The organism is Ralstonia sp. AU12-08, assembly GCF_000442475.1.
In the GTDB taxonomy this organism is placed as follows: domain Bacteria; phylum Pseudomonadota; class Gammaproteobacteria; order Burkholderiales; family Burkholderiaceae; genus Ralstonia; species Ralstonia insidiosa.
This window is the reverse complement of record NZ_ASZV01000015.1, coordinates 87,866-114,519: the sequence shown is the minus strand read 5'-3', so window position 1 is coordinate 114,519 and position 26,654 is coordinate 87,866. Positions and strand designations below refer to the sequence as shown.

The 26,654-nt window shown below is 63.6% G+C and carries 27 protein-coding genes; 7 read left to right on the top strand and 20 right to left on the bottom strand.

The features are described 5' to 3' along the window. Positions 1 to 55: 55 nt before the first annotated feature. Together aceB and C404_RS39720 are read right to left on the bottom strand one after the other, a co-directional pair. On the bottom strand, positions 56 to 1,636 hold the full coding sequence (gene aceB, locus C404_RS39725; RefSeq protein WP_021194336.1) for a malate synthase A: 1,581 nt from the start codon (positions 1,634 to 1,636) through the stop codon (positions 56 to 58). A 69-nt stretch (positions 1,637 to 1,705) separates the two neighbouring features. After that, a complete protein-coding gene (locus tag C404_RS39720; protein WP_021194335.1) occupies positions 1,706 to 2,404 on the bottom strand; it encodes a haloacid dehalogenase type II in 699 nt (232 codons plus the stop codon). Positions 2,405 to 2,638: 234 nt separating this feature from the next. Here C404_RS39720 and C404_RS39715 point away from each other — a divergent pair, with 234 nt between their 5' ends. From C404_RS39715 to C404_RS39690, 6 genes are all read left to right on the top strand, one after another. After that, positions 2,639 to 3,415, top strand: a complete 777-nt coding sequence (locus tag C404_RS39715) for a hypothetical protein (RefSeq protein WP_021194334.1) — start codon at positions 2,639 to 2,641, stop codon at positions 3,413 to 3,415. A 16-nt stretch (positions 3,416 to 3,431) separates the two neighbouring features. Then, a complete protein-coding gene (locus C404_RS39710; protein WP_021194333.1) occupies positions 3,432 to 4,361 on the top strand; it encodes a LysR family transcriptional regulator in 930 nt (309 codons plus the stop codon). Between the two features lie 78 nt (positions 4,362 to 4,439). Beyond that, a complete protein-coding gene (locus tag C404_RS39705) occupies positions 4,440 to 4,874 on the top strand; it encodes a universal stress protein (protein WP_021194332.1) in 435 nt (144 codons plus the stop codon). Between the two features lie 197 nt (positions 4,875 to 5,071). Then, positions 5,072 to 6,562, top strand: a complete 1,491-nt coding sequence (locus tag C404_RS39700) for an NCS1 family nucleobase:cation symporter-1 (protein WP_021194331.1) — start codon at positions 5,072 to 5,074, stop codon at positions 6,560 to 6,562. Between the two features lie 18 nt (positions 6,563 to 6,580). Continuing rightward, the gene (locus C404_RS39695) at positions 6,581 to 7,315 is read left to right on the top strand and encodes an aspartate/glutamate racemase family protein (protein ID WP_021194330.1); all 735 of its coding nucleotides are present in this window, start codon (positions 6,581 to 6,583) and stop codon (positions 7,313 to 7,315) included. 68 nt (positions 7,316 to 7,383) lie between these two features. Further along, positions 7,384 to 8,085: a GntR family transcriptional regulator gene (locus C404_RS39690; RefSeq protein WP_021194329.1), complete on the top strand. Its 702-nt coding sequence runs from the start codon at positions 7,384 to 7,386 to the stop codon at positions 8,083 to 8,085. 96 nt (positions 8,086 to 8,181) lie between these two features. Here the strand turns inward: C404_RS39690 and aceA are convergent, their stop codons facing one another. Together aceA and C404_RS60860 are read right to left on the bottom strand one after the other, a co-directional pair. After that, positions 8,182 to 9,489 carry an isocitrate lyase gene (gene aceA, locus C404_RS39685; RefSeq protein ID WP_021194328.1) on the bottom strand — a complete coding sequence of 436 codons (1,308 nt, stop codon included), beginning with the start codon at positions 9,487 to 9,489 and terminating at the stop codon, positions 8,182 to 8,184. 488 nt (positions 9,490 to 9,977) lie between these two features. Further along, the gene (locus tag C404_RS60860; protein ID WP_268744657.1) at positions 9,978 to 10,112 is read right to left on the bottom strand and encodes a hypothetical protein; all 135 of its coding nucleotides are present in this window, start codon (positions 10,110 to 10,112) and stop codon (positions 9,978 to 9,980) included. Positions 10,113 to 10,374: 262 nt separating this feature from the next. Between C404_RS60860 and C404_RS39680 the strand changes: the two genes are divergently transcribed. Continuing rightward, the gene (locus C404_RS39680) at positions 10,375 to 12,348 is read left to right on the top strand and encodes an APC family permease (protein WP_021194326.1); all 1,974 of its coding nucleotides are present in this window, start codon (positions 10,375 to 10,377) and stop codon (positions 12,346 to 12,348) included. A gap of 26 nt (positions 12,349 to 12,374) precedes the next feature. Here the strand turns inward: C404_RS39680 and C404_RS39675 are convergent, their stop codons facing one another. The 16 genes from C404_RS39675 to ssuD form a co-directional block, all read right to left on the bottom strand. Next, a complete protein-coding gene (locus tag C404_RS39675) occupies positions 12,375 to 12,794 on the bottom strand; it encodes a gamma-glutamylcyclotransferase family protein (protein ID WP_021194325.1) in 420 nt (139 codons plus the stop codon). After that, entirely contained in the window at positions 12,791 to 13,288 is a 498-nt protein-coding gene (gene rraA, locus C404_RS39670) for a ribonuclease E activity regulator RraA (RefSeq protein ID WP_021194324.1), read from the bottom strand. Before rraA ends, C404_RS39675 begins: the two co-directional genes overlap by 4 nt. A 36-nt stretch (positions 13,289 to 13,324) precedes the next feature. After that, entirely contained in the window at positions 13,325 to 15,034 is a 1,710-nt protein-coding gene (locus C404_RS39665; RefSeq protein ID WP_021194323.1) for a thiamine pyrophosphate-binding protein, read from the bottom strand. 93 nt (positions 15,035 to 15,127) lie between these two features. Next, the gene (locus C404_RS39660) at positions 15,128 to 15,952 is read right to left on the bottom strand and encodes a LytR/AlgR family response regulator transcription factor (protein WP_021194322.1); all 825 of its coding nucleotides are present in this window, start codon (positions 15,950 to 15,952) and stop codon (positions 15,128 to 15,130) included. 3 nt (positions 15,953 to 15,955) lie between these two features. Then, positions 15,956 to 17,221 carry a sensor histidine kinase gene (locus C404_RS39655; RefSeq protein ID WP_031329214.1) on the bottom strand — a complete coding sequence of 422 codons (1,266 nt, stop codon included), beginning with the start codon at positions 17,219 to 17,221 and terminating at the stop codon, positions 15,956 to 15,958. After that, positions 17,221 to 17,520, bottom strand: coding sequence for a 2TM domain-containing protein (locus tag C404_RS39650; protein ID WP_021194320.1), 300 nt, complete (start codon positions 17,518 to 17,520; stop codon positions 17,221 to 17,223). The genes C404_RS39655 and C404_RS39650 overlap by 1 nt, the downstream gene beginning before the upstream one ends. Positions 17,521 to 17,648: 128 nt before the next feature. Beyond that, entirely contained in the window at positions 17,649 to 18,608 is a 960-nt protein-coding gene (locus tag C404_RS39645; RefSeq protein WP_021194319.1) for a CysB family HTH-type transcriptional regulator, read from the bottom strand. Positions 18,609 to 18,658: 50 nt separating this feature from the next. Then, complete coding sequence (locus C404_RS39640) at positions 18,659 to 19,768, bottom strand: sulfate/molybdate ABC transporter ATP-binding protein (protein ID WP_021194318.1); 1,110 nt, start codon at positions 19,766 to 19,768, stop codon at positions 18,659 to 18,661. Then, positions 19,765 to 20,748 carry a sulfate ABC transporter permease subunit CysW gene (gene cysW, locus C404_RS39635; protein ID WP_021194317.1) on the bottom strand — a complete coding sequence of 328 codons (984 nt, stop codon included), beginning with the start codon at positions 20,746 to 20,748 and terminating at the stop codon, positions 19,765 to 19,767. The genes C404_RS39640 and cysW overlap by 4 nt, the downstream gene beginning before the upstream one ends. A gap of 1 nt (position 20,749) precedes the next feature. Continuing rightward, the gene (gene cysT / locus C404_RS39630) at positions 20,750 to 21,661 is read right to left on the bottom strand and encodes a sulfate ABC transporter permease subunit CysT (protein WP_021194316.1); all 912 of its coding nucleotides are present in this window, start codon (positions 21,659 to 21,661) and stop codon (positions 20,750 to 20,752) included. Between the two features lie 120 nt (positions 21,662 to 21,781). After that, entirely contained in the window at positions 21,782 to 22,495 is a 714-nt protein-coding gene (locus tag C404_RS39625) for an RBBP9/YdeN family alpha/beta hydrolase (protein WP_021194315.1), read from the bottom strand. Between the two features lie 43 nt (positions 22,496 to 22,538). Next, the gene (locus C404_RS39620) at positions 22,539 to 23,441 is read right to left on the bottom strand and encodes an EAL domain-containing protein (protein WP_021194314.1); all 903 of its coding nucleotides are present in this window, start codon (positions 23,439 to 23,441) and stop codon (positions 22,539 to 22,541) included. 50 nt (positions 23,442 to 23,491) lie between these two features. Beyond that, positions 23,492 to 23,707, bottom strand: a complete 216-nt coding sequence (locus C404_RS39615) for a TOBE domain-containing protein (RefSeq protein WP_004626558.1) — start codon at positions 23,705 to 23,707, stop codon at positions 23,492 to 23,494. A gap of 70 nt (positions 23,708 to 23,777) precedes the next feature. Beyond that, complete coding sequence (locus C404_RS39610) at positions 23,778 to 24,632, bottom strand: ATP-binding cassette domain-containing protein (protein ID WP_021194313.1); 855 nt, start codon at positions 24,630 to 24,632, stop codon at positions 23,778 to 23,780. 18 nt (positions 24,633 to 24,650) lie between these two features. Further along, positions 24,651 to 25,445, bottom strand: coding sequence for an aliphatic sulfonate ABC transporter permease SsuC (gene ssuC, locus C404_RS39605; RefSeq protein WP_021194312.1), 795 nt, complete (start codon positions 25,443 to 25,445; stop codon positions 24,651 to 24,653). Positions 25,446 to 25,457: 12 nt separating this feature from the next. Continuing rightward, positions 25,458 to 26,621 (bottom strand): FMNH2-dependent alkanesulfonate monooxygenase, encoded by a 1,164-nt coding sequence (ssuD, locus tag C404_RS39600; RefSeq protein ID WP_021194311.1) that lies wholly within the window; start codon positions 26,619 to 26,621, stop codon positions 25,458 to 25,460. Positions 26,622 to 26,654 lie beyond the last annotated feature (33 nt).

The window sequence follows — 26,654 nt, the reverse complement described above, 5'->3', positions numbered from 1 at the left end:
AAAAAACGCCGGTGGGTTGCCCCAACCGGCGTTTTCCCTGCAACCCAAGCGTCGCTTAGATTTCTTCGTACAGCGGCAGCGTCAGGAATTCCGCAAAGTCTTCCGACGTCGACATCTGTTCGAAGATCACTGCAGCGCGGTCAAAGTGGCCCACCGCTCCCGTCTCCTTCACCTTGGCCAGTTCTTCCGGGATCAGCTTGCGCACGAGCTCGGCCGTGACCTTCGTGCCGTCTTCCAGCTTGCCCTTGGGCGAGCGGATCCACTGCCACACTTGCGAGCGCGAGATCTCGGCCGTGGCGGCATCTTCCATCAGGTTGTGGATCGGCACGCAACCGTTACCGGCCAACCAAGCACCCAGGTAGTGGATGCCGACGTTGATGTTCATGCGCAGGCCGTGTTCCGTGATCGGCGTTTCCGGCTGGAAGTCCAGCAGCTGGGCGGCCGTCACTTCCACGTCCGGGCGTTGCTTCTCGAACTGGTTCAGCTTGTCGCCCAGCACGGCCACGAATTCCTTCATGGCTGGCTCGACCAGACCCGGGTGCGCCACCCAGCCACCGTCGTAGCCGTCGGTCGCGTCGCGCTTCTTGTCACCGATGATGCCGGCCATGGCGATGGCGTTCTTCTCCGGATCGTTCTTGATCGGGATCAGTGCGCTCATGCCGCCGATGGCGGGCGCGCCACGCTTGTGGCAGGTCTTGAGCAGCAGCAACGCGTAGGCGCGCATGAACGGCGAGGTCATCGTCACCTTGGCGCGGTCGGCCAGGCAGAAGTTCTTGTCGACCTTGAACTTCTTGATGCACGAGAAGATGTAGTCCCAGCGGCCGGCGTTCAGGCCAGCGCTGTGCTCACGCAATTCGTACAGAATTTCTTCCATCTCGAACGCAGCGAGGATGGTTTCGATCAGCACGGTGGCCTTGATCGTGCCTTGCGGCAGACCGATCTCGTTCTGCGCCATCACGAAGATGTCGTTCCACAGACGCGCTTCCAGATGGCTTTCCATCTTCGGCAGGTAGAAGAACGGGCCAGCGCCGCGGGCGATCTGTTCCTTCGCGTTGTGGAACAGGAACAGCGCGAAGTCAAAGATACCGCCGGAAACACGTTCGCCGTCGATCAGCACGTGCTTCTCGTCCAGATGCCAGCCGCGCGGACGCACTTGCAGCGTGGCGATCTTGTCGTTCAGCTTGTACGTCTTGCCGTTCTGCTCCAGCGTGAGCGTGCGGCGGATGGCGGCCTTCAGGTTGACCTGACCCTGGATCTGGTTGTGCCAGCTGGGCGAATTCGAATCTTCGAAGTCGGTCATGTAGCTGTCCGCGCCCGAGTTGAACGCGTTGATGACCATCTTGGCATCGACCGGGCCGGTGATTTCCACACGGCGGCAATGCAGTGCCTGCGGGATCGGGGCAACCTTCCAGTCGCCTTCACGGATGGCCTTCGTCTCGGCCAGGAAGTCCGGGCGCTCGCCGGCGTCCAGGCGCTTGGCACGCTCGACACGGGCAGCCAGCAGCTCTTTGCGGCGCGGCTGGAAGGCACGGTGCAGCTTGGCAACCAGCGCCAGTGCTTCGGGGGTCAGAATGTCTTCGTAGGCCGGGAGGATCTCGGCCTTGATCTCCATGCCTTGGGGCAGCGTGAGCGCCATGGTTGTTCTCCAGAGGATGTGTGAGGGTTGAACGGGTTCGGTCCTATGACTGGGCCGATTGGAAAATCCTTACGTCGCTTGTGTTGCCTGCACGAACTGCAGCAGATCGCGCATGTCGTGGCCAGCCGCGGTGGGTGCCACGTTGAGCGCCTCGGGCGGATGCCCCAGGCGGTTGATCCAGAACGTTGTGAAGCCATACCACGTCGCGCCGCAGGCATCCCAGCCGTTGGACGAGACGAACAGAATCTCTTCGGCCGGCACGCCAAAAGCCTGCGGTGCCAATGCGTACGCTTGCGGAGCGGTCTTGTAGAGCTTCACCGCATCGACCGACAGCACGTGGTCGAACAGGCCTGACATACCCGCGCTCTTGACGGCGATGTCCAGCATCTGCGGATTGCCGTTGGAGAGGATGCCCAGCGGCAACCCCATCTCACGCAGGCGGCGCAGCGCAGGCACGTTCTCGGGAAATGCCGACAGGCACGCATATTCGCGCATCAGCGTGGCTTCGTCGTGGGAGGAAAGCTCTACGCCCAGGCGTGCCGCTGCGTAGCGCAGCGCATCAACGGTGATGTCCCAGAACGGCTTGTAGTGCTCGCCCGAGGGGCCGGCCAGCGAGCGGATGCGCGTGTAGTCGATCTGTTTGTCGCGCCAGAGCACCGACAGTGCCTCGCCCTTGCCGGCAAAGAGTTGCTCGGCGCGCGCAGCCACGGAATACACGTCGAACAACGTGCCATAGGCGTCAAAGACCACCGCGCGAATCGAACTCATAGACAAGCCCCACGAAGCTCCACGTAACCGAAGGTCGTGCGCTCCGCCTGTTCTCGCATGTTCCATCTAGCAGAACGCCTCTCCGACCTTCGCAACGAGGGCCATTGTAGAAAAGGTGACGCACCGCACAAAGACGGCAATGGTCACTTGATCTTTAACTTTTACCATCGGAATGACGAGTGATAACCTTTATATTCGTCACAATCCCGTGCTTTCCGATACATTCCAAACCCTATGTCTCTGTGGGCCCAATTCTGGTCGATTGCACAGTTCGTGCCGGTCGCAAAACTGATGCTGTACGCCGCACTGGCGCTGCTGGCCGGTCTGGCGCTGGGCGTCATGGCGGCATGGGGGCTGCATCGTGCCGGGCTGCTGCGCCGGCGCACTCGGATCGGGCGTTGGGTAGCACGCCTGTATTTCCTGTATCTGCCCGTCGTGCTGGCAATCTGCGCGATGCAGGCCGCATTGGCCGTGTGCGTGGAAGGCACATTGGCCGAACACCTGAAGACCGCTCGCCCCGTCATCCGGACATTGACGCAGCAGACGCTCGGCGCGATGCAGGTGCAACTGCAATCGCTGCTTGAACAGCATCCGCAGTTGTCTACGGTTTCCATTGAGCATGTGGTGGACGCCGCCGTTGACCGAGCCGCGCAGGCGCCCGAAGCCATGGGGAATGGCGCGCTGCGGCAACTGGCTGCGGCGGGTGCCGCGCTGCTGGGGGCCCACGCGTTTCGCGAAACGATCAAGGACGTGCTGGTGGAGCGCGTGCACAAACTCGCGCATATCGATGCACAAACCACGCGCATTGCGCTGCGCCAATCCTTGGCATCACTGGCCGACGGCGAATTCGTGGCGAGTATCCTGGCCGAGCGGATAAGTGCATTCTTCATCGCGCTGTATCGCGGCATCGGGTTGCACTGCCTCTTTTGGCTGGCCCTGGCGGCACTAGAAATCGGTCTTGCGCAATGGCGCTTGCGCCGGACATCGACATCGGCGGAACTCCCCGCCTAACAGCGCTCGCATCAGAATGGATCACTTCAAGCAACTCGAAACCTTTGTCGCCGTGGCCACGCGCGGCAGTTTGTCTTCTGCGGCTGCGGCCGAAGGTGTGGCACCAGCCATCATCGGGCGCCGCATCGACGCACTGGAAGAACGCCTGGGCGTGAAGCTGCTGGTGCGCACCACGCGGCGCATCACCCTCACCTTCGAGGGCTCGGCATTCCTGGAGGATTGCCAACGCATCCTCAACGACCTGCACAACGCCGAGGCCAGCGTCTCCGCTGGTGGCGTGAAGGCCAGTGGCCACCTGCGCATCACGGCCCCGGCCGGCTTCGGCCGCCGCCACGTCGCGCCGATGGTGCCGGACTTCATCGAGGCCCACCCAGATGTGTCGATGACGCTGGACCTGGGCGACCGCGTGGTTGACCTCGTCAACGAAGGGTTCGACTGCGCGATCCGCCTGGGTGATCTGCCGGATTCGAGCCTGGTATCGATCCGCCTGTGGGAGAACCGCCGCGTCGTGGTGGCCGCGCCCGCCTATCTGGAGCGCCATGGCGTGCCAACCCAAGTGGAGCAACTCTCGGGCCACAACTGCCTGGCCTTTGGCGCCAGCGCCAACGTGCAGCGCGGCTGGGTCTTCCAACAAGGCGGCAAGACCGTCACCGTGAAGGTATCGGGCACGATGGAATGCACCGACGGCGCCGTGCTGCGCGAGTGGTGCTTGCAGGGCTACGGCCTGGCGTGGCGCTCGTGGTGGGAGGTCGGCCACGACATCGCCACGGGCAAGTTGGTGACAGTGCTGGATGCGTTCGAAGCGCCGCCGATCGGCATCCACGCGGTGTTTCCGCAACGCAAGCATCTGCCCCTGCGCGTACGGCTCTTTATCGATTTCCTCAAGAACACCTACGGCAACCCGGCCTACTGGCGCCGGGCCGATGCCCTCATCGGGATGGACTAGCGATCACTCCGGATGGGTGGAACATTGCACGCGGCCTACAATCAAGACAACGCGTATCCACCCAACCAAGGAGGCCGCATGTTCCAGCACATCCTCATCCCGACCGATGGTTCCGAGCTGTCGCGTAAGGCGGTGGCGGGCGCGCTCGACTTTGCCAAGACACTCGGCGCGCGCCTGACGGCCTACACGTGCCTGGAGGAATACCCTTACACGCCCTTCTCCGAGATCGTCGTGGAGACCCCTCAGGCCTTCAAGGAGCGCGTTGAAGCCCAGGCGCGCGTGGTGCTCAAGAACGTGGAAGACGCCGCCCGCAGCGCCGGCATCACCTGCGATACCGACATGAGCTGCTTTGCGGTGCCCTACATGGGCATCATCGATGCGGCAGAACGTCACGGCTGTGACGTCATCTTCATGGCCTCTCATGGCCGGCGCGGACTGGCCGGGCTGCTGCTCGGCAGCGAGACGCAGAAGGTGCTCACGCACACCGAAATCCCCGTGATTGTCTATCGCTGAGCCGCCTCCAGAAGACCAGACTCCTTCGACACGCAGCCGCCCCTGACCGGGCGGCTTTCTTTTTGCCCTTGACTCTTGGCTTGTTGATGCATACAACTTTGTACACAAAACTAAATAATCTTGTGCACAAGTTTGCGCACAATGACCGCACGGCCTGAACTCGACTTCCTGCCGGCATCAACCAAGGAGAAGACAGAATGACCACCACCACCGCTTCGGCGGCACCGGCGGATGATCCGCCGTACGCGCATTCCAACGTCGTCATCAAACCGCAGTACGACCCACGGCTCACCAACGAAGACCTTGCGCCGCTGCGCAAGCAAACCTGGGGCACCTACAACATCTTCGCGTTCTGGATGTCGGACGTGCACAGCGTGGGCGGCTACCTGACGGCGGCGAGCCTGTTCTCGCTGGGCCTGTCGAGCTTGCAGGTGCTGTTTGCGTTGCTGGTGGGCATTCTGATCGTGCAGGTGTTCTGCAACCTCGTCGCCAAACCCAGCCAAGCGACCGGCACGCCGTATCCGGTGATCTGCCGGGCCTCGTTTGGCGTGCTGGGAGCCAACATTCCGGCCATCATCCGCGGGTTGATCGCGGTGGCGTGGTACGGCATCCAGACCTATCTGGCCTCGCATGCCTTCTTGATCGTGGCGCTGAAATTCATGCCCGAACTCGCGCCGTACGCAGACTTGCAGCAGCATGGCTTTGCCGGCCTGTCCACGCTGGGCTGGGCGGCCTTCATGTTGCTGTGGGTCCTGCAAGCGTTCGTGTTCTGGCACGGCATGGAATCGATCCGCAAGTTCATCGACTGGGCAGGCCCGGCGGTGTACGTGGTGATGATTGCGCTGGCCGTGTGGCTCGTGCACAAGGCCGGTTGGGAGAACATCAACTTCACGCTCTCCTTCCTCAAGTACGAAGGCTGGGATGCCGTGCCCGTCATGCTGGGCGGGATCGCGCTGGTGGTGTCGTACTTCTCGGGGCCGATGCTCAACTTTGGCGACTTCTCGCGCTACGGCAAGGACTTCGGCTCGGTCAAGCGCGGCAACTTCTGGGGCTTGCCGGTCAACTTCCTCGGCTTTGCGCTGCTGGTGGTCGTTACCACCTCCGCCACGCTGCCGGTGTTTGGCCAGTTGATCTCCGACCCGGTGGAAGTCATCTCCCGCATCGACAACACAACAGCAGTGGTGATCGGCGCGCTGACCTTCATGATTGCCACCATCGGCATCAACATCGTCGCCAACTTCGTCTCACCAGCGTTCGATTTCTCCAACGTGGCGCCGCAGCACATCAGTTGGCGCACGGGCGGCATGATCGCGGCGGTGGCATCGATCTTCATCACGCCCTGGAACCTCTACAACAACCCTGAGGTGATCCACTACACCATCGACGTGCTGGGCGCCTTCATCGGCCCGCTGTTCGGCATCCTGATTGCGGACTACTACTTCGTGCGCCGCCAGCAGATCAACGTGGACGATCTCTACTCGATGCGCCCGACGGGCAGCTACTGGTTCCGCAACGGCTACAACCCGGCAGCCGTCTGGACGATGATCCCGTCCGCGCTGATCCCGATGGCCTGCGTGGTATTCGAGCGCCTGCAATGGCTGGCCAACTACAGCTGGTTCATCGGCGTGGGCATCGCGCTGGTGCTCTACACCACGCTGAGCCGCAAGCAACTCGCCGCCGCCCGTTGACCCTTACAACGCATCGACATGGACATCCGCATCATCAATCCCAACACGACCGCCAGCATGACCGCGCTGATCGGCCGCTGCGCACAGGCAGCGGCGGCATCCGGCACACGCATCACGGCGGTCAGCCCGAAGATGGGCCCGGCTTCCATCGAGAGCCACTACGACGAAGCCCTCTCTGTGCCCGGCATCCTGGAAGAAATCCGCCACGGCGAGCGCGATGGCGCCGATGCCTACGTCATCGCCTGCTTTGGCGATCCGGGCCTCTATGCGGCTCGCGAGTTGGCACATGGCCCCGTCATCGGCATTGCCGAAGCGGCCATGCACATGGCGAGCCTGATCGGCAACAGCTTCAGCGTGGTGACGACGCTGGAACGTACCGTCGGCATGGCCTGGCACCTGGCCGAGCACTACGGCATGCGCCATGCCTGCCGCAACGTCCACGCGAGTGACCTGCCGGTGCTGGATCTGGAAAAGCCGGGCTCCAATGCACGCGGCATCATCCTGCAAGCCTGCCGCGACGCACTGGCGCAAGACCGCAGCGACTGCATCGTGCTCGGCTGCGCCGGCATGGCCGACCTGTGCGAAGACCTGAGCGCCGAACTGGGCGTGCCCGTCATCGACGGCGTGGTGGCGGCGGTGAAATTGGTGGAGGCGCTGGTCGGCATGCGGCTATCGACCAGCAAGCGCGGCGATTGGGCACGCCCGCTGCCCAAACCCTACACGGGGATGCTTGCACCGTTTGCATTAGCCTAGTGCGGCACGGGAGGGTGCATTTGCTACCATGCACCCTTCCGCCTTTTTCCTCCGCTCTGTCACCCGCCATGCCCGCATCCGAACGGGAAACCACCGACAGCCAGCCTGCTGCCGAACCGATCTACCAAGGCCTGCTGACGGCCATCATGGAGCACCGCTTGGCCGCCGGCACCAAGCTGGTCGAAGAGCGGTTATGTGAAGCCACCGGTGCAGGCCGGCCGCGCATCCGCCAGGTGCTGGCGCGGCTGGCGCATGAGCAACTCGTGACGCTCGTACCCAACAAGGGTGCCTTCGTCGCGCAGCCTTCCGTGGAGGAGGCGCGCGACGTCTTCCAGACCCGCCGCATCATCGAACCCGAACTGGCCGCCATGCTGGCACGCGCATGCGGGCCGGCTCAGGCCAAACGCCTGCGCGAACACATCGCTGCAGAGCATGCCGCACGCGAGCGTGGCGATCGTGCAGCCACCATCCGCCTCTCCGGCGAGTACCACGTGCTCATCGCCGAAATGGCCGGCAACCACGTCTTGGAGCGGCTGATTCGCGAGACCGTCTCGCGCACCTGCCTGATCATCACGCTGTACGACCGCCCCGGCCTGCCCGCCTGCCCCGAGCACGAGCACGACACCCTCGCCGAGGCCATTACCGCAGGCGATGCGGCACGCGCACACGACCTGATGCGCGAACACCTTGAGCACATCGAGCATTCGCTGGACCTGCATGCCACGCCAACGTCGGCACTGGACCTCGAATCGATTTTCAAGCGCGCATAAAAAAAACCGCGCCACTCACGGGACGCGGTTTCGAGAGGCTGGCGCGTGGTCAGCGCGCTGGCCCAGGTGTCCTGGATGCCGGATGCGTCGGCAAACTCAAGCCACCTTCTTGGCTTGCGCCGTTTCTTCGAAGAATTGTTCGTCTTCCGTCGAGCCCTTCAGCGCCGTGGTGGACGCTTCCCGCTCGATGGTCTGCGTCACGGCATCGAAGTAGCCCGTGCCGACTTCGCGCTGATGCTTCACCGCAGTGAACCCCTTTTCCGCCGCCTTGAACTCGGCCTCTTGCAGCTCGACAAAGGCGCTCATCTGGTTGCGGGCATAGCCGTAAGCCAGGTTGAACATCGAGTAGTTCAGGGCGTGGAAACCGGCCAGCGTAATGAACTGGAACTTGTAGCCCATCGCGCCGAGTTCCTTCTGGAACCGGGCAATCGTGACGTCGTCCAGGTTCTTCTTCCAGTTGAACGACGGCGAGCAGTTGTAGGCCAGCATCTTGCCCGGGAACTTGGCGTGGATGGCCTGGGCGAATTTCTTGGCGTACTCCAGATCCGGCTTGCCGGTTTCGCACCACACGAGATCGGCCACTTCTGCGTAGGCCAGGCCGCGCGAGATGGCTTGCTGCAGGCCCGGCTTCGTGCGGTAGAAGCCCTCCACGGTGCGCTCGCCAGTACAGAACGGGCGGTCGTTGTCGTCCACGTCGGTGGTCAGCAGATCAGCGGCTTCGGCATCGGTACGGGCGATCAGCACGGTCGGCACGCCCATCACGTCAGCAGCCAGGCGCGCAGCCACCAGCTTGCTCACGGCTTCACGCGTCGGCACCAGCACCTTGCCGCCCATGTGGCCGCACTTCTTCACGGCGGCCAGTTGGTCTTCAAAGTGCACGCCCGAAGCGCCGGCTTCGATCATGGCCTTCATCAACTCGAACGCATTCAGCACGCCGCCGAAACCAGCTTCCGCATCGGCCACGATCGGGGCAAAGAAATCGATGTCGTCCTTGCCTTCCGACCATTGGATCTGGTCAGCGCGCTGGAAGGTGTTGTTGATCTTCTTGACGACCTTGGGCACCGAGTCCACCGAGTACAGCGACTGGTCCGGATACATCTCCCCGTTGCTGTTGGCATCGCCCGCCACCTGCCAGCCCGACAGGTAGATGGCCTTCAGGCCCGCCTTGACCTGCTGCATGGCCTGGTTGCCCGTCAGTGCGCCCAGCGCGTTGACGAACGGCTCGTTGTTGATCAGGTCCCACAGCTTTTCCGCACCGCGCTTGGCCAGCGTGTGCTCGATCTGCAGCGAGCCACGCAGGCGCACGACGTCTTCGGCGGTATAACCGCGCTTGATGCCTTTCCAGCGCGGGTTGGTGTCCCATTCCTTTTGCAGTTGCTGCACTTGTTGTTCGCGCGTCGTCATCACACTCTCCTGCTTGATCGCATCCATCCAATAAGAACCGGGTAGCTCGCTCACCGCTTAAAGCCACTTGCCTTCCGCTGGCGCCCTTTTTGGGTGTCGTCGGCCGGCCAAAAGTCATGTGTCTTATATAAGAGTGTAGAAAGGCACGATGCAGCGCAACAAGGAGAACCTCAACTCGATCCGAAGTTTTTATTTGTTTATTTTCAAAGACTTAATACCATCGTTTCACGATACGGAAAGATTTTCCCTATCATGAAAGATGGTGATGGTGCCCTGCGGTGCGGAATTTTTGAGGACCAAAAAGACTTTCCGCATTGTGAAAAATAGAAGACCTATCCTTCACATGCGGTAGGTCGACACACATCACACTGGCTTCGTAGCGTTGATGGCACCGCTCCACTGGCCATCTTTGGCACCGTGGCTTCTGCGGGCCAGGAGAAATACGCCCACATGCCCATGCCCGGCATCTACACGCAGGCCATGCGTGTTCAATCCGAATCGTTGGCGTACTTGTGTGCCGCCCCCTCTTTCGCCTTGGCCAGGCGCCGCGCAACCCGTTCGGCACGAATCGCTTCGGCAACAAAAATACCGATGACAGCCAACACGGCCGCCACGCCCAGCAACAGCCGATCCGTTAGCGTCATAACCATACGGGCGCAGCATGCCCAAGTGTTTTTCGAGCCTCCAGCGTAAGACGTCGTTCATCAAGAAGTCATAAAGAACGCTCTCCTCGACGCAAAATTCGTATCAACGTACCGGCCCGCGCGCAAGCCGCTGACCCGGCAGCCATCTGCGCAACCAGGGCGCCGGGTATCTCGGACTGGTATGCCTCACGGAATTGCTCTACACCTACAGATAGCGCCAATAAGAAGGGCGGGAGGCACGATGGCTACATTCGACAAGATGTGGCAGGTGGTTGTTGGTAAGCCGCTTGATCCACTCGACCCACGAACCCGGCATGCCATCGCCGTGACGCCGCTTCTGGCGTGGGTGGGGCTTGGGGCCGATGGTCTGTCCTCATCGTGCTATGGCCCCGAGGAGGCGTTCCTCGCCCTGGGTCAGCACACACCCCTCGCCCTCTTCCTGGCGTTGGCGACTGCCGCAACCGTATTCATCATCGCGCTGGGGTACAACCAGGTCATCGAACTGTTTCCCACCGGGGGCGGTGGCTATCGCGTGGCAACTGCCTTGTTGGGCCAGCGCGCGGGGCTGGTGTCCGGCGCCGCGCTGCTGGTCGACTACGTGCTGACGGTGGCCACGTCACTGGCAAGCGGCGTCGATGCCTTCTTCAGCCTGCTGCCATTGAGCGCGCAAGCGTTCAAGCTGACCACCGAGCTGATCCTGATCGTGCTGATGACGGGCCTCAACTTCCGGGGCATGCGCGAATCGATTCTCGTGTTGCTGCCGATCTTCCTGGGCTTTGTCGTGCTGCACTTCGGGCTGATCGTCTATGGCGTGGCAGTTCATGGCAGCGGGCTCACCGCCGTCGTGCCGGATGCCGTGGGCGAGGCGCACACCATGTCGCAAACGCTCGGGCCGCTGGTGATGCTGGCGCTGTTGATGCGCGCGTTCTCGCTGGGCGGTGGTACCTACACGGGCCTGGAAGCGGTCTCGAACAACGTCAACATGCTGGCCGAGCCGCGCACGCCCCACGGCAAGCGGACGATGCTCTATATGTCGACATCGCTGGCGTTCACGGCGGGCGGCATCATCCTGCTCTACATGCTGTGGCACGCCAAACCGGTGGAGGGCCAGACGCTCAACGCCGTGGTGTTCGGCAGCGTGATCGACCACATGGGGCTCAGCTCGGCATTTGCGCGTGGTGCGCTACTGGCTGCGGTGCTGGCGTTTGAGGCGGGGCTGCTGCTGGTCGGTGCGCAAACCGGCTTTCTCGATGGCCCGGCTGTGCTGGCCAACATGGCGCACGACTCCTGGGTGCCGCGCCACTTTCGCGATCTGTCGGCCCGGCTGGTGCGCCAGAACGGCATCATCGTGATGGGCGTGGCAAGCCTGCTGATCCTGTTCTGGACGCACGGTGACGTGGCGGTGCTGGTGGTGCTGTACAGCATCAACGTGTTCCTGACCTTCAGCCTGTCACTGCTCGGCCTGTGCACCTATTGGTGGCGCCAACGCAAGAATGGCGCGCACTGGTGGAGACACTTTGCGCTGTCAGCATTGGGGCTGTCGGTCACGAGCACAGTGCTGGTCATCACCCTGGTCGAAAAATTCACTGCGGGCGGCTGGCTAACAGTGCTGGTCACGAGCACAGTGATTGCGCTGTGCTTCCTGATCCGGCATCACTACGACGAGACCCGCGCGCAAATCGCCAAGGAAGACGCGCTGTTCTCCGGAGAAACACCCATCGTGCCCGACACCGCGGCGCCCAGCAAACCCGACCCCAGCCTGCCCACTGCCATCCTTCTGGTGGGCAAGCATCGCGGGGCCAGCATGCATGCACTGCTATGGGTCAACCGGCTCTTCCCAGGGCACTTCAAGAACTTCATCTTCCTGGCCGTGGGCGAAGTCGATGCCAAGAGCTACGACGGTGCCGAGCATCTGGAGCGCCTGCGCCAGACCATCACGGCATCACTGGAGTACTACGTGGCGCAATGCCGCCGGCATGGCGATGCGGCCGACTACCGCATCGCTTTCGGCACCAACCCGGTTGCACAGTTCACCAAGCTGGCCGAGACCACGATGGATGAGTTTCCCAACAGCGTGTGCTTTGCCAGCAAACTGATCTTCCGGCAGGTGAACTTCCTCACCGCTTGGTTGCACAACCAGAGCCCGCTGGAAATCCAGACGCGGCTGCACCAGCAAGGCAAGCAGATGGTGCTGCTGCCGATGAATGTCGGCTGAGGCGCTCAGACACTGCGGCGCAGTGCTCAGCCGCGCGCCAGCCGATGCGCGACCCAATCGCCACCCGTAATGACATGTCGCCCGGCAATGTGCGCCGGGCTGACCGGATAGACGATGCACTCGACAGGCTCGCTACCCAGCATCACGGCGTGGTTTTCGCGCAGGAAGAGCGCGTCGCCACCTGGATACACCTCTTCGATCTCGTCGAGCACCGGCACGAGCGCGGCATCGATGCGATAGACATCACCCCGTACGGCAGTGCCGGTCGGGTCCAGCACCAAGCCTGGGTATGCGCCAAAGTCGTACAGGCGACCGTGCAACATGGCGGTGCCCAGCAACTCCGGTTCGGGAATGCCGCGCTTGGCTGCGGCCACGCGCAGGTCATTGGCCTCTCCGGCGCGCAGTGTGCCGTAGACGAACACGTGAATGGCGTTGACCGGGCTCATACGAGTGGGTCCTGCGAAACCAGCACACCGTCTTCATCGGCATAGATCCATTCACCGGACTGGATGTACGCGCCGGGCATCTGCACCCCCACCTCGCGCTGGCCGGCGTTCTTCTTGATGCTCTTGCGTGGGTGCACAGCTAGTGCATGAATGCCGACGTTGCATTCGATCAGCTCGCGCGTGTCGCGCACGCAGCCGTTGAGCAGGATGCCCTCCCAGCCATTCTCCTCGGCCAGCTTGCCGAGGTTGCCGCCCACCAGCGCGCAGCGCAGCGAACCGCCGCCGTCGATGACGAGCGCGCGCCCCGCGCCCTGCTCTTCCAGCGCGGCGCGCACCAGGCCGTTGTCTTCAAACACCTTGAGCGTGGAAGCCGGGCCGGCAAACGCGGCACGCTTGCCAAAGCTGCGGAACACCGGCGTGAGCACACGCAGGCTTCCGTAGATGAGTTTGTCTTCGTGCAGATCGCACAGGTCAGTGACTGGGGTCATCGTCATGGCAGTGTCGAAGGATTGGGCGTTGGTAGAAAGGGATTAGCTGCGCGACTGTGCTCGCAACGAATCGATGGTCGCACGCGGGCTGATGATGTTCGGATCCGTCTGCACCTCGATGATCGTGGCAACGGGGGCAACCAATGCAGCCTCAACGGCCGACTGGAAGCCTTCGAGCGAGCGTACCGTATGCCCCTGGGCGCCGTAAGCGCGGGCCAGTGCCGCAAAGTCGGGATTGCGCAGTTCGGTGCCGCTCACGTGTTCAGGGTACTCACGCTCCTGATGCATGCGAATGGTGCCGTACATGTTGTTGTTGACCACAATGAAGATGACCGGCGCGTTGTATTGCATGGCGGTCGCCAGCTCCTGGCCGTTCATCAGGAAACAGCCATCACCCGCCATGCAGATGACGGGCGTGTCGGGGCACACGATCTTGGCAGCCACGGCAGCCGGTGCGCCGTAGCCCATCGCCCCGCTGGTCGGCGCCAGTTGCGTGCGCGAGCCGGATGCCAGCGCGCCGTATTGATAGAAGCGATGCAGCCACGTGGCGTAGTTGCCTGCGCCGTTGGTCAGGATGCTGTTGTGCGGCAGGCGCTCGCGCAGCCATTGCATCGCGCGGGCCATGTCGATGCCTTGCCCGGTGAACGGCGGCGGCACGATGTTGGCAAGGTAATCGGCATGGGCGGCTTCGGTCCACGTCGACCAGCGCGGAGGTGCGTCCGGTACAACGCCCTCCAGCGCTTCAGCAATCGCAGGCATCGACGCATGGATCATCAGGTGTGCCTGGTAGACACGCCCCAGCTCTTCCGCGCCGGCATGCACGTGGATGATCGTCTGCCTTGGGCGCGGCACGTCGAACAGCGTGTAGCCGGAGGTCGTCATCTCGCCCAGGCGCGGGCCGATGGCGAGCACCACGTCCGCCTCTTTCACGCGTGCAGCAAGCTTCGGGTTGATGGCGATACCGACATCGCCCGCGTAATTCGGGTGACGGTTGTCGAACAGGTCTTGCCGGCGGAACACGCAGCCGGCCGGCAGGTTCCAGCGCTCGGCAAACACCTGCATGCGAGCGGCGGCCTGCGGTGTCCAGCCAGAGCCGCCCAGCAGCAACAACGGGCGCGCTGCGTTCTGCAGCAGCCCCTTCAGTTGCGCGAGATCGTGCGGACCGGGCCACGCCATGGCGCGCGCTTTCGTTGCCACATCGGGCGGCACGTCTGCAACCGTGGCAACCTCGGTGAGCATATCTTCCGGCAACGCCAGCACGACCGGACCGGGCCGGCCAGCAGTGGCCGTCTGGAATGCGCGCGCGATGTATTCGGGGATACGCTCCACGCTGTCGATCTGCGCCACCCACTTGGCCATCTGGCCGAACATGCGGCGGTAGTCGATTTCCTGAAACGCTTCGCGGTCGACAAAATCGCGGCCGACCTGGCCGATGAACAGGATCATCGGCGTGGAATCCTGGAACGCGGTGTGCACGCCGATGCTGGCGTTGGTGGCGCCGGGGCCCCGTGTGCAGAAAACGATGCCGGGGCGGCCGGTCAATTTGCCGTAGGCGTCGGCCATGTTGGTGGCGCCGCCCTCTTGCCGGCAGATGATGAAGCGCGCGCGGTCGCGGCGCTGATAGAAGCCCTCGAGCACCGACAGGTAGCTCTCACCGGGCACGCCAAAGGCAATGTCGACACCATGGCCGACCAACGCATCGACCAGGATCTGCCCGCCGTGGCGGGGTTGGCCTACAACTGCAGTCTCCATGGCGAGTAGTCTCACGCTTGATTCGTTGACGACACAACGGATCATAGCGGAAGGCCCGCCTGTGTAAACAGCGGGCGCACACGCCAGAACGGGCTACATCTGCCGAAACAGATGCGCGTACTGCCGTGCCACCGGCAGCGTCTCCGCCCGTCCGCGTATCTTCAGGCCCAATCGGCCCAGCGACAGATGCACGGCGCTCGACACATGCGCCACGTTGACCACCGTGCCGCGGTGCACCTGCCAGAAGTGCTCCGGATCAAGCTGGGCCAGCAACTCGCGCAAGCTCATGCGGATGAGCGATTCACCGCTGCTGGCGACCACGTTGACGTACTTGTCGGTCGCTTCCAGATACAGCACGTCATCCACGGGGATGAAGCGCACCTCTTGCCCGACCAGCGCCTTGATAAAGCGTAGATAGCCGCCCTGCGGCGTCACGCGCGTCTGCGCGGCGCCCTGCAGACCGGCGAGGCGTTCGACGAGTTCTGCCAGCGTCTGTGCCGGATCTGCGGCACCGTTGCTGCTGGGGCGCACGGTCAGTCGGTCCTTCAGGCGCTTGACGGTCTCGGCCAGGCGCTCGGTCTGCACGGGCTTGAGCACGTAGTCGACCGCGGCCTGCTCGAAGGCATCCAACGCAAACTGATCGTAGGCCGTGACGAACACCACCAGCGGGCGATCCTCTCGGTCCGACAGCTCACGCGCCACGTCGATGCCTGAGAGCCCCGGCATACGGATGTCGAGAAACACAACGTCCGGCCCCTGCCCGGCCTGCGTATCGTCAATCACATCGAGCACGGATTGCCCGTCATGCACGGCAGGCAACAGCGTGGCCTCGGGCCACAGTGCAGCCAGTTCAGCGACCAGGTTGTCAGCCAGCGCCGGTTCGTCGTCGGCAATCAGCAGGCGGGGGGAAGACGGCATCGGTCAGGTTCCGGCGGGCGCGCGCGAATACAGCGCTGGGTTGGCGGCGGGGCGTGCAGACTGGGAAAAGCGGCAACGCCACTCAGGTGCATCGGCTTGGGCAGGCGTGTCAGTTGTTTCGCGTGCGAGCGGCAGCTCAACAATGATCGTCACGCCATGCGGCACGGTTTCCGTAATCGTCAGGCGCGCGTCACCATCAAACAAACGCGCCAGCCGTTCACGCACATGCGTGAGGCCCAGCCCCGAGCCCTTGCCGCCATCGTTGCCGAAGCCGACGCCGGTATCGCGCACTTCCAGCACGAGGCGCTCGCCGTCATTGTGGGCAACCAAGCGGGCCGAAAGCGCAATCTCACCGCCTTCGCGTGCCGGCTCGATGCCGTGCACGACAGCGTTCTCCACCAGCGGCTGGATCAACATGGGCGGGATGACGATGTTGGCGATGGCATCATCCAGCGTCAGTGAAAACCGCAGCCGGTTGCCGAAGCGCAGCGCCTGAATATCGAGATACGCACGCAGCAGCGCGAATTCCTGCGCCAGCGTGCATTGTTCGGCGCGGGCATGCGAGAGCGACGTACGCAGAAAGCCGATCAGGTGCTGCAGCAAGCGCCGTGCGCCAACCGGGTCCCGGGCGATCAGCACATCCACATGGGCGAGCACGTTAAACAGGAAGTGCGGCTCGATCTGCGCTTGCAACGCCATGAGTTGCGCACGCACGACCTGCTTCTCGGCTTCTTCACGATCCAACGCATCGAGCGCGGCCTGACGCTCCAGCGCAACCAGCTTGCCGCGCGACCAGTAATAGTAGGTTGCCCCCAGCGCAGCCAGCATCGTGATGATGAAGCTCATGCGCAGGCTATCGGCCCGCCAGGGCATGGGGAACGGCGCGTTCATGCAGAGAATCATGCGGGCCACCCATTGCCCGAACGGCACGCCAATCACCACCGCACCAACCACAACCCACGGAAAGAACTTCTTACTGGGCGGCCCATCGCCCCAGAACACGTGACGCGGAATGCCAATCAACGAGAACACCGCCAGACCGATTGACTGGCTGAAAACAAAGTCCTGCCAGAACGTCTCTTCCGGGCGGATGCCGAACGCCAGCACCGTCGCAATCAACGTATTGATGACGATGATGACGGCATAGCGGACCAGCCAGCGCCGCACGAAGCGCAGGCAGTCGGCAAGCGAAGGAAACGACACATTGGCGAGCATGCGGGCGATCTTACCGGAGGGTTCTCCGGCGTTGAAGCTTGGGGTTTCCCGCATCAGCGGCCAGCCTGTTCGCGCAGACGGGCGAGTTCCTGATCGACCATGCGCTGGTAGCCGTTGCCCATGCTCCAGGCCAGGCTCAGACCGTGCGCGGCCAGCCCCATCCCCCAGCCCAGCAGCGGCCAGACGAACCAGAACTGCCCGCGTGACAGCGCAATCGCCGCCAGCACGGCGTTCACGGCCAGGAACGACAGCAGGTGGATACGGAACCCCATGCGTGCGCCGGCGCGGTGGCGGGCGCGGCGCAGCAAGGCATCGTCAGATTCAGGAGAGGTGTCGTAGGGGATGGCGGACATGGCGGTCTCAGGTGGAACCGAGGATGTCCGCAGTATAGGAATGGCGCCTCGAGAGGCGCCATTGGCGTGTGACGAATGGCGGAATTGGAGGGGTGAACGGCTGCCACCCCGCGCCGCTGGCGTGGTGCCTACGCCGCCAGCGCCTCCCGCACCCCTTGCGTAACCACCGTAGAAGCCACCGCCTCCGCCACCGTCTCGCGCGACAGATGCGGCGCGAACATCCCGATGAAGTCGTGCGCATAGCCGCGCAGGTACGCACCACGCCGCACCGCCACACGTGTGGTGTTCGGCTCGAACAGATGATCCGCGCCAATGCACACGAGGTTGTCATCCTTGCGCCCGTCATACGCCATCGAAGCGATGATGCCCACGCCCACATCCAGCGCGACGTAGGTCTTGATCACGTCGGCGTCCATGGCGGTCAGCACGATCTCAGGATGCAGCCCCGAGGCAGCAAATGCCGCGTCGATGTTGCGGCGGCCCGTAAAGCCGGCGTCGTAGGTAATCAACGGATACTGCGCCACGTCTTCCAGCGTGGGCAGCGGGTTCTTGGTCAGCGGATGGTCCGGGCTGACCACTAGCACGTGGCGCCAGCGGTAGGCCTCAAACGAGGTCAGGCCCGGTTCGTTGGCCACGGCCTCAGTGGCGATGCCGATGTCGGCCTGCCCCGTCAGCAGCAGTTCGACGATGTGCGAAGGCGATGCCTCCTGCAGCGCCAGCGTGACGTGCGGATACTCCTTACGGAACGACTGCACGACCTTCGGCAACGCATAGCGCGCCTGCGTGTGCGTGGTCGCCACGGTCAGGCGGCCGGACTGGCGGCCGGAGAATTCCTCACCGGCCTGGCGCAGGTTTTCGGCTTCGAGCAGCAGGCGCTCGACAATGCGAACGATCTCGCGGCCCGGCTCGGTCAGGCCGGTCAGACGCTTGCCGTAGCGCTCGAAAATCTCCACGCCAAGCTCATCCTCCAGCTCGCGGATCTGCCGCGACACACCCGGCTGCGACGTATAGAGCGCGTTGGCGACTTCGGTCAGGTTGAACTGGCGGCGCACCGCCTCGCGGATGGAACGCAGTTGCTGAAAGTTCATGCTCGTGTCCTCTCGAATGGTTGTCGTCGGAGCGGCGAATTGGGTGGGGGTTAAGCGGTGGCTTGCACGGTGGGCTGTGCGCTGCCCTGGGCGAACACGCGAATGGCGCGCGGGCGCACCACCAGCGTTTCGCCTTCACGGAAACCCTCGGCGCGGAAGCGCTCGATGGGCAGGGAGACTTCGATGACGTCGTCGGTATCCGAACGCTCCAGCTCCAGCTGGGCAACGGCACCCAGCGTGAGCGCGCGGCGCAACGTCACGGGGATGCCTTCGGCGCCGGGCGCATAGCGTTCCAGGTCGATCTCGTGCGGGCGCACAAACGCCACCGCTTGATCGGCACGCGACGAATCCACACCGCCCGACGGCACGGTGATGGACGCATCGCCCACATGCAGCACGCTGCCGCCCTCGCCCTCTTCCAAGCGGCCGTGGAACAGGTTCACGTTGCCGAGGAAGCCATAGACGAACGGCGTGGCTGGCGTGTTGTAGACCGTAGCCGGGCTGCCGACCTGCTCCACCTGCCCACGGTTCATCAGCACCACGTTGTCAGCCACTTCCAGCGCCTCTTCCTGATCGTGCGTGACGAACAGGCTGGTGACATGCAGATCGTCGTGCAGGCGGCGCAGCCAGCGGCGCAGTTCCTTGCGCACCTTGGCATCGAGCGCGCCAAACGGCTCATCAAGCAGCAACACACGCGGCTCCACCGCCAGCGCACGCGCCAACGCAATACGCTGACGCTGCCCACCCGACAGTTGCGGCGGATAGCGATCAGCCAGCCAATCAAGCTGCACCAGTTCCAGCAGCTCCTTTACCTTGGCGCGGATCTGCGCTTCGCTGGGCCGCTGCGCACGCGGTTTCACGCGCAGGCCAAAGGCCACGTTCTCGAACACCGTCATATGCTTGAACAGCGCGTAGTGCTGGAACACGAAGCCGACCTGGCGCTCGCGCACGTGCTGTTCCGAGGCGTCTTCACCGTTCAGATGGATGCTTCCCGAATCCGCATGCTCCAGCCCCGCGATGATGCGCAGCAGCGTGGTCTTGCCGCAGCCCGACGGGCCCAGCAGCGCGGTCAGTTCGCCTTTCTTGAAATCGAGCGAGACATCGTTGAGGGCGACGAAATTGCCGAAGCGCTTGGTGATGTGTTGAACCTGGATGCTCATGCTGCGCTCCCTTCGAGCGGAGATTGCACGGAGACGTGCGAATTCGGATTGGATGTCTGTTGTTGTGCAGCGCGCTGACCGGGGCCCTCGCCCACGCCGGCATCGGCGTCAGCCAGTTCACGGCGGCTGCGCCATTCGACCAGCGTCTTGAGGCCAAGCGTCACCAGCGCCAGCAGGGTCAGCAGCGAAGCCACGGCAAATGCGGCCGCGAAGTTGTATTCGTTATAGAGGATCTCGACGTGCAGCGGCATGGTGTTGGTCAGCCCGCGGATGTGGCCCGACACCACCGACACCGCACCAAACTCACCCATCGCCCGCGCATTGCACAGGATCACGCCGTACAGCAGGCCCCACTTGATGTTCGGCAGCGTCACACGGAAGAACGTCTGCCAGCCCGATGCGCCCAGCACGATGGCTGCCTCTTCCTCTTCGCTGCCCTGCGCTTGCATCAATGGAATCAACTCGCGTGCCACGAACGGGAATGTGACGAAGATGGTCGCCAGCACAATGCCTGGCACGGCAAAAATGACCTTGAAATCGTGGTCTGACAGATAGGGGCCGAACCAGCCTTGCGCGCCGAACAGCAACACGTAGATCAGGCCCGCAATGACAGGCGACACCGAGAACGGCAAGTCGATCAGCGTGAGCAGCAGGTTCTTGCCGCGAAACTCGAACTTGGCGATGGCCCATGCGGCCGCCACGCCAAACACCACGTTCAGCGGCACGGCAATCAGCGCGACCGTCAGCGTCAGGTAAATCGCGGACAGTGCATCGGGCTCGATCAGCGCTTCGAGATAAACATCCACGCCCTTCTTGAAGGCCTCGTAGAACACGCTCGCCAGCGGCACGAACAGGAACAGCGCGAGGAAGACAAACGACACGAGGATCAGCGTCGCGCGCACCCAGGCGGATTCTGCTGTAGCGCCCTTTCGTGCAGCAGCCGGCGCATGGCCAAGTTGACGGGAAACAGTACCGGCCATGTCAGGCTCCTGCCGCGTTGGCGGTCAAGGTTTCGGGGGCACGCTCGATGGTGTCATTGCGATTGCCGCGGCGGCGCGTCCAGGCCTGCAGCAGGTTGATCACCAGCAGCAGCGTGAACGAGATACCGAGCATAACGACGGCGATGGCCGTAGCGCCTGCGTAGTCGAACTGTTCGAGCTTGGAATAGATCATCAGCGGCGTGATCTCGGAGATCATCGGCATGTTGCCGGCGATGAAGATGACCGAGCCGTATTCCCCTGTGGCGCGGGCAAAGGCCAGCGCAAAACCGGTCAACAGTGCGGGCAGCAAAGTCGGCAGGATCACCCGCGTAAAGGTCTGCCAGCGCGTGGCACCCAGGCTGGCGGCAGCTTCTTCCAGCTCGGTTTCCAAGTCTTCCAGCACCGGCTGCACCGTGCGCACGACAAACGGCAGGCCGATAAAGGTGAGTGCAACCACAATGCCCAGCGGCGTGAACGCGACCTTCAGCCCGAGCGGCTCCAGGCGAGAGCCAATCCAACCATTCGGCGCATACAGCGCAGTGAGCGCAATGCCCGCCACCGCGGTCGGCAGCGCAAACGGCAGGTCGACCAGGGCATCAATCACGCGCTTGCCCGGAAAGCGGTAGCGCACGAGCACCCACGCCAGGATCAACCCGAACACCAGGTTGACCACCGCCGCAATCAACGACGCGCCGAAGGTCAGCTTGTACGACGCCACCACACGCGGCGCGGTGACCGTGGTCCAGAACGCATCCCACGTCATCGTGAACGTCTTGAGGACAGTCGCCGACAGCGGGATCAGAACGATCAGCGCGAGATACAGCAGCGAAAAGCCCAGCGCCAACCCAAAACCCGGGAGCACGTTGGCAGGCTTACGCCGCTTGGAAGGGGACAACGCAGAGGACAGGCTCATCAGCGCAACCGATAAAAATGGCCGCAGAGCAAAAAGTACTGCGACCGATTTGCAGATGAACCAATTGTGGCGAACAGTTCTTATGACGAAAACGAATATTTGCGCATGTGCATCATCGTTTTAGATATAAGGGGTGCTTGGTAAGACATCCCATTGGGCTTGCCAGTCTGCGCCGTCGCGGGTGGTGTCTTGTGCACTTGCCCGGCCGATCAGGCGATCGAGCAGCGCAAGGCCGGCGTCCCATTCGCCCAGGTTGGAATCCGCGTTGATGTGACCGGCCTCCCCGGCATCGACCAACTCGACACCCCAGCGGGAGCCCCAGTCGACCGCGTAGCAGTGCGGCATCCACGGGTCGTTGCGGCTGGCGACGAGCACGGCGGGAAACGGCAAGGTGCGCTGCGGCAGCAGATCGCGCACACCAAATTTGTCCGGATCAGCCGGTGCGACGAGCAGGATGCCCGCGACCGAATCGCGCGCCTCTCGTGCCTCGTGCGCCTGGGTGGCCCAATGAATCGACGCCAGGCAGCCGAAGCTGTGCGCAACAAGAATCACCCGGCGCTTCTGGCGAGACGCAGCACGCTCGGCCAACGCAGCGCGCACCGTTTCACCCACGCGCGCCGACCAGCGCGGCAGCTCGGGCGTCGACCAATCCGTCTGTTCGACCCGGCGCCATTCTGGAAATCGCGCCTCCCAGCGCGTCTGCCAGTGTCCGGGGCCGCTGCCATGCAGACCGGGCACCGTGACGATTGCCACATCGGCCGGCCAGTGCCAAGCGCGTGTCGCGCGTTTGTCCGGTGAAGGTTCGGGCGAAGTTGCCAATGCACTGCGTGCCATGAATGCATCCTCGGGGCCGCTTGCCGGGTGACCGGCGAGGCGGCTATTCAATCAGAGAAATACCGGCGCATTGCTGCGGCAGTAACGGCGCCTGCGCCATCGGGGCACGCGTCGGTGACACCACCACCAAGGGTTCGGCTGCCGCCACAGGTTCCGGCTCGGGCTCCGCGCCGGGCAATATGCTGCCCTGCACGTGGGTGATACCGGCCGCACGCGCCAGCTCCAGATCACTGAGGCGCTCGCAACGGCGCAGGGTCAGCGTGACACCCAGCTCACGTGCCGAATCCGCCAGCGACACCACGTGCCGCGTCACCCAATCGCGGCGCGCATCGAGCTTCAGATACGCGGGCTTGGCGTGCACCAGCAATGCCCCTGCTTCGGCCGGGTCCGATGCCTGCACCGCCACGGCAAAGCCGTTGCGCCGGTAGTTGTCCACCACGAACAGCAGCAGACCCAGATCGTCATTGGCCGTGGACGGCACCTGGATGACGAACTGCTCCGGCGACAGCCCCAGCGCCACCACCGCGCGGTGGAACGCCTTGCCGTGGTCGGCCGCCACCGCCGCCAGCAAGCGGCCGTGCACGTTGACGACCAGCCGCCGAGCATCGGTACGGGCAAAGTAGTTGAGCGTATGCACCAGCCGGCACAGGCGATCGAGTTCCACCAGCGTGCTGTCGTCCGACGCCAGCGAGAACAGCTTCCACGGGTTCAGGCCCAGATCGCCGTCGCGCGTCCACGTGCGCATGAGCGCTTCGTGGCCGGCGAGCGCCAGCGTGCCGTCAGCGGCAAGCTGCCAGACCGGTTCAAACAGGCTGGTGAGCGAGCTGTGGAAGAACTGGCCCTGCACGCGGCCGCTGGCGTCGCGCCACAGTTGGCGGTCCGGCGTCGGGGCATTCGGCAGGGTGCCGAGAAATTGTGCGAGTGCAGTGGTGTGCATGAGACTCATGGGATGGGGCTCCTGGATGTTCCTACTAGGTCGCCGTCTCCTCCCCGTCCTTACAGCTTGGCGATCGAGACTTCCGTCGCCTTCACCAGCGCAACCACTTCACTGCCGATCTTGAGGCCAAGGCTGTCGACCGAGCGGGTGGTGATGACCGAAGTGACGATGCCGGCGGGGGTCTCCACGTCGATCTCCGAGAGCACATCGCCTCGGATGATCTCTTTGATCTGCCCGCGAAACTGGTTGCGTACGTTAATCGCTTGGATGCTCATGATGTTCCTTCTTAGATGACAACGACACTACGTGCCAATGAATGTTTTCAGGAGAAAGGTTTGCGGCGTCTTACACCGCCCAGCGCACGGCCGTGGCCGGCACGTCCAGGGGTGATGTCCACGCCGTGTGCGAGCGCACATCGGTTACTGCATTCGGATCGATCTTGCGCTGCATCACGCGGTTGAGGATGGCCTCCTCCAGCCGTGCAAACGCGGGCGAACCCCGGTGGCGCGGGCGCGGCAGATCGATGCGCTCATCCAGTGTGATGCGGCCGTCTTCGATCAGCACAACGCGGTCTGCCAGCGCCACGGCTTCGGCCACGTCGTGCGTGACCAGCACGGCGGTAAAACCAAGGCGCTGCCACAGCCCCTCGATCAGGTTCTGCATGTCGATGCGGGTGAGCGCATCGAGCGCACCCAGCGGCTCGTCCAGCAGCAGCAGGCGTGGGCGGTGTACCAGTGCCCGCGCCAGTGCCACACGCTGGCGTTGCCCGCCCGACAGACGCGCCGGCCACTCACCCGCACGCTCGGCCAGGCCCACTTGTGCGAGCACTTCAGCGGCCTGCGCGCGCTGTACTTTCGGCAGGCCGAGCGCGACGTTATCGAGCACCTTCTTCCACGGCAGCAGGCGCGCATCCTGGAACATCACGCGGGCATCGTCGAGCAGGCCGTCTTCGGTGTCGCCGTCGCGGCGCAGGTGACCATCGTCAATGCTTTCCAGCCCGGCAATCAGCCGCAGCAGCGTGCTCTTGCCGCAGCCGCTGCGTCCAACGATGACGACAAACTCGCCCGGCGTGATTTCCAGATCGATGCCGTGCAGCACTTCGCGGTCGCCATAGCGTTTGACGACCTGTTCGATGTGCAGCGCTGTGCCGCGATGTTCCACACGCTCCAGTTCAGCCTGTTCGGTCGCGTTGCTTTGCATGGGTTTCTCCAATTCAGCTCAGGCTGCCGCTTGATAGCCGGGGTGCCAGCGCAGCCAGAAGCGCTCCAGCGCACGCGACAGCAGATCAGCCAGCTTGCCCAGCAACGCGTACAGCAGGATGCCCAGCAGCACCACGTCGGTCTGCAGGAACTCGCGCGCATTCATCGTCATGTAGCCGATGCCGGCCTGGGCGGACACCGTCTCCGCCACGATCAACGTCACCCACATCAGCCCCAGCGAGAACCGCACGCCCACCAGGATCTGCGGCAACGCACCGGGCAGGATCACCTCGCGATACAACTGCGCACGCGACAGACCATAGCTGCGCGCCATCTCCACCAGCGCCGGATCGACCGAGCGGATGCCGTGATACGTGTTCAAGTAGATCGGGAAGAACACGCCCAGCGACACCAGAAACAACTTCGCCGATTCATCAATACCGAACCACAGAATCACCAGCGGAATCAGCGCCAGCACCGGGATGTTGCGGATCATCTGCAGCGTGGTGTCGAGCAGTGTCTCCGCGGTGCGGAAGGTACCGGTCAGCAGCCCCAGCGCCAACCCGAGCGAGCCGCCAATCGCAAAGCCCAGCAGCGCGCGCCACGTGCTCACCGCCACGTGCGTCCACAGCTCACCCGAGCGCGCCAGGGCGATGGCGGATTTCGCCACATCCAGCGGGGCCGGCAAGATGCGGTTCGACAGCCAGCCCCATTGCGCCGACGCCTGCCACAGCACCAGCAGCACCAGCGGCACGATCCACGGCGTCAGACGCTGGCGCGCCGCACGCAGGAAGGTGTTCTGTTTTGATGCCATGCGCCTGCCCCTTCAGCTTGCCGCCACGCGCGGCACGATGCCGGTGGCAATCACCTCGCCAAACGGCCCGTTGAGCACGTTGCCCGGCAACTTTTCACGCACCGAGCGCGGCAGCAGCGGGAACACCAGCTCAGCAAAGCGGTACGCCTCTTCCAGGTGCGGATAGCCCGAGAAGATGAACGTATCGATGCCCAGATCGGCGTATTCCTTGATGCGTGCGGCCACCGTTTGCGGATCGCCCACCAGTGCCGTGCCTGCACCACCACGTACCAGGCCCACGCCGGCCCACAGGTTCGGGCTGATTTCCAGATCTGCACGGCTGCGCTTGGCACCGCCTGCGTGCAGGGCCGCCATGCGCTGCTGGCCGGCGGAATCCATCTTGCGGAACGCCTCTTGCGCGCGGGCAACGGTGTCGTCATCCAGCTTGCTGATGAGCTTGTCGGCGGCGGCCCACGCTTCCTCGTCCGTCTCACGCACGATCACGTGCAGGCGGATGCCGAAGCGCACCTTGCGGCCATGTTTGGCGGCACGCTTGCGCACGTCGGCCAGCTTCTCGGCCACGGCGGCAGGCGGCTCGCCCCAGGTGAGATAGGTGTCGACCTGCTCGGCCGCCAGCTCATGCGCGGCTTCCGACGAGCCGCCAAAGTACACCGGCGGATGCGGCTTCTGCACGGGCGGGTACAGCACCTTCGCGCCCTTCACGCTCAGGTGCTTGCCGGTGTAGTCGAGTGCCGCGCCTTCGTGGCTGGCCGCCAGCGTCTCGCGCCAGATGCGGATGAATTCTTCCGAGGCTTCGTAACGCTCCGCATGATTGAGGAACAGACCATCGCCCTCCAGCTCAGCCGGGTCACCACCCGTCACAAGATTCACCAGCAGGCGACCTTGCGAGAGGCGGTCGTACGTAGCGGCCATGCGAGCAGCCAGCGTCGGTGCCATCAGCCCGGGGCGCACGGCCACCAGAAAGCGCAGGCGCTTCGTCACCGGAATCAGGCTGGCGGCGACGATCCACGGGTCTTCGCACGAGCGGCCGGTGGGGATCAGCACGCCCTCGTAGCCGAGCGTGTCGGCCGCCACGGCCACCTGCTGCAGATAGGTGTGATCGACCTGGCGCGCACCTTCGGCAGTACCGAGGTAGCGGCTGTCGCCGTGGGTGGGGATGAACCAGAAGACTTGCATGATGGTTTCCTTGGATTGTGTTGTTCTCAGATC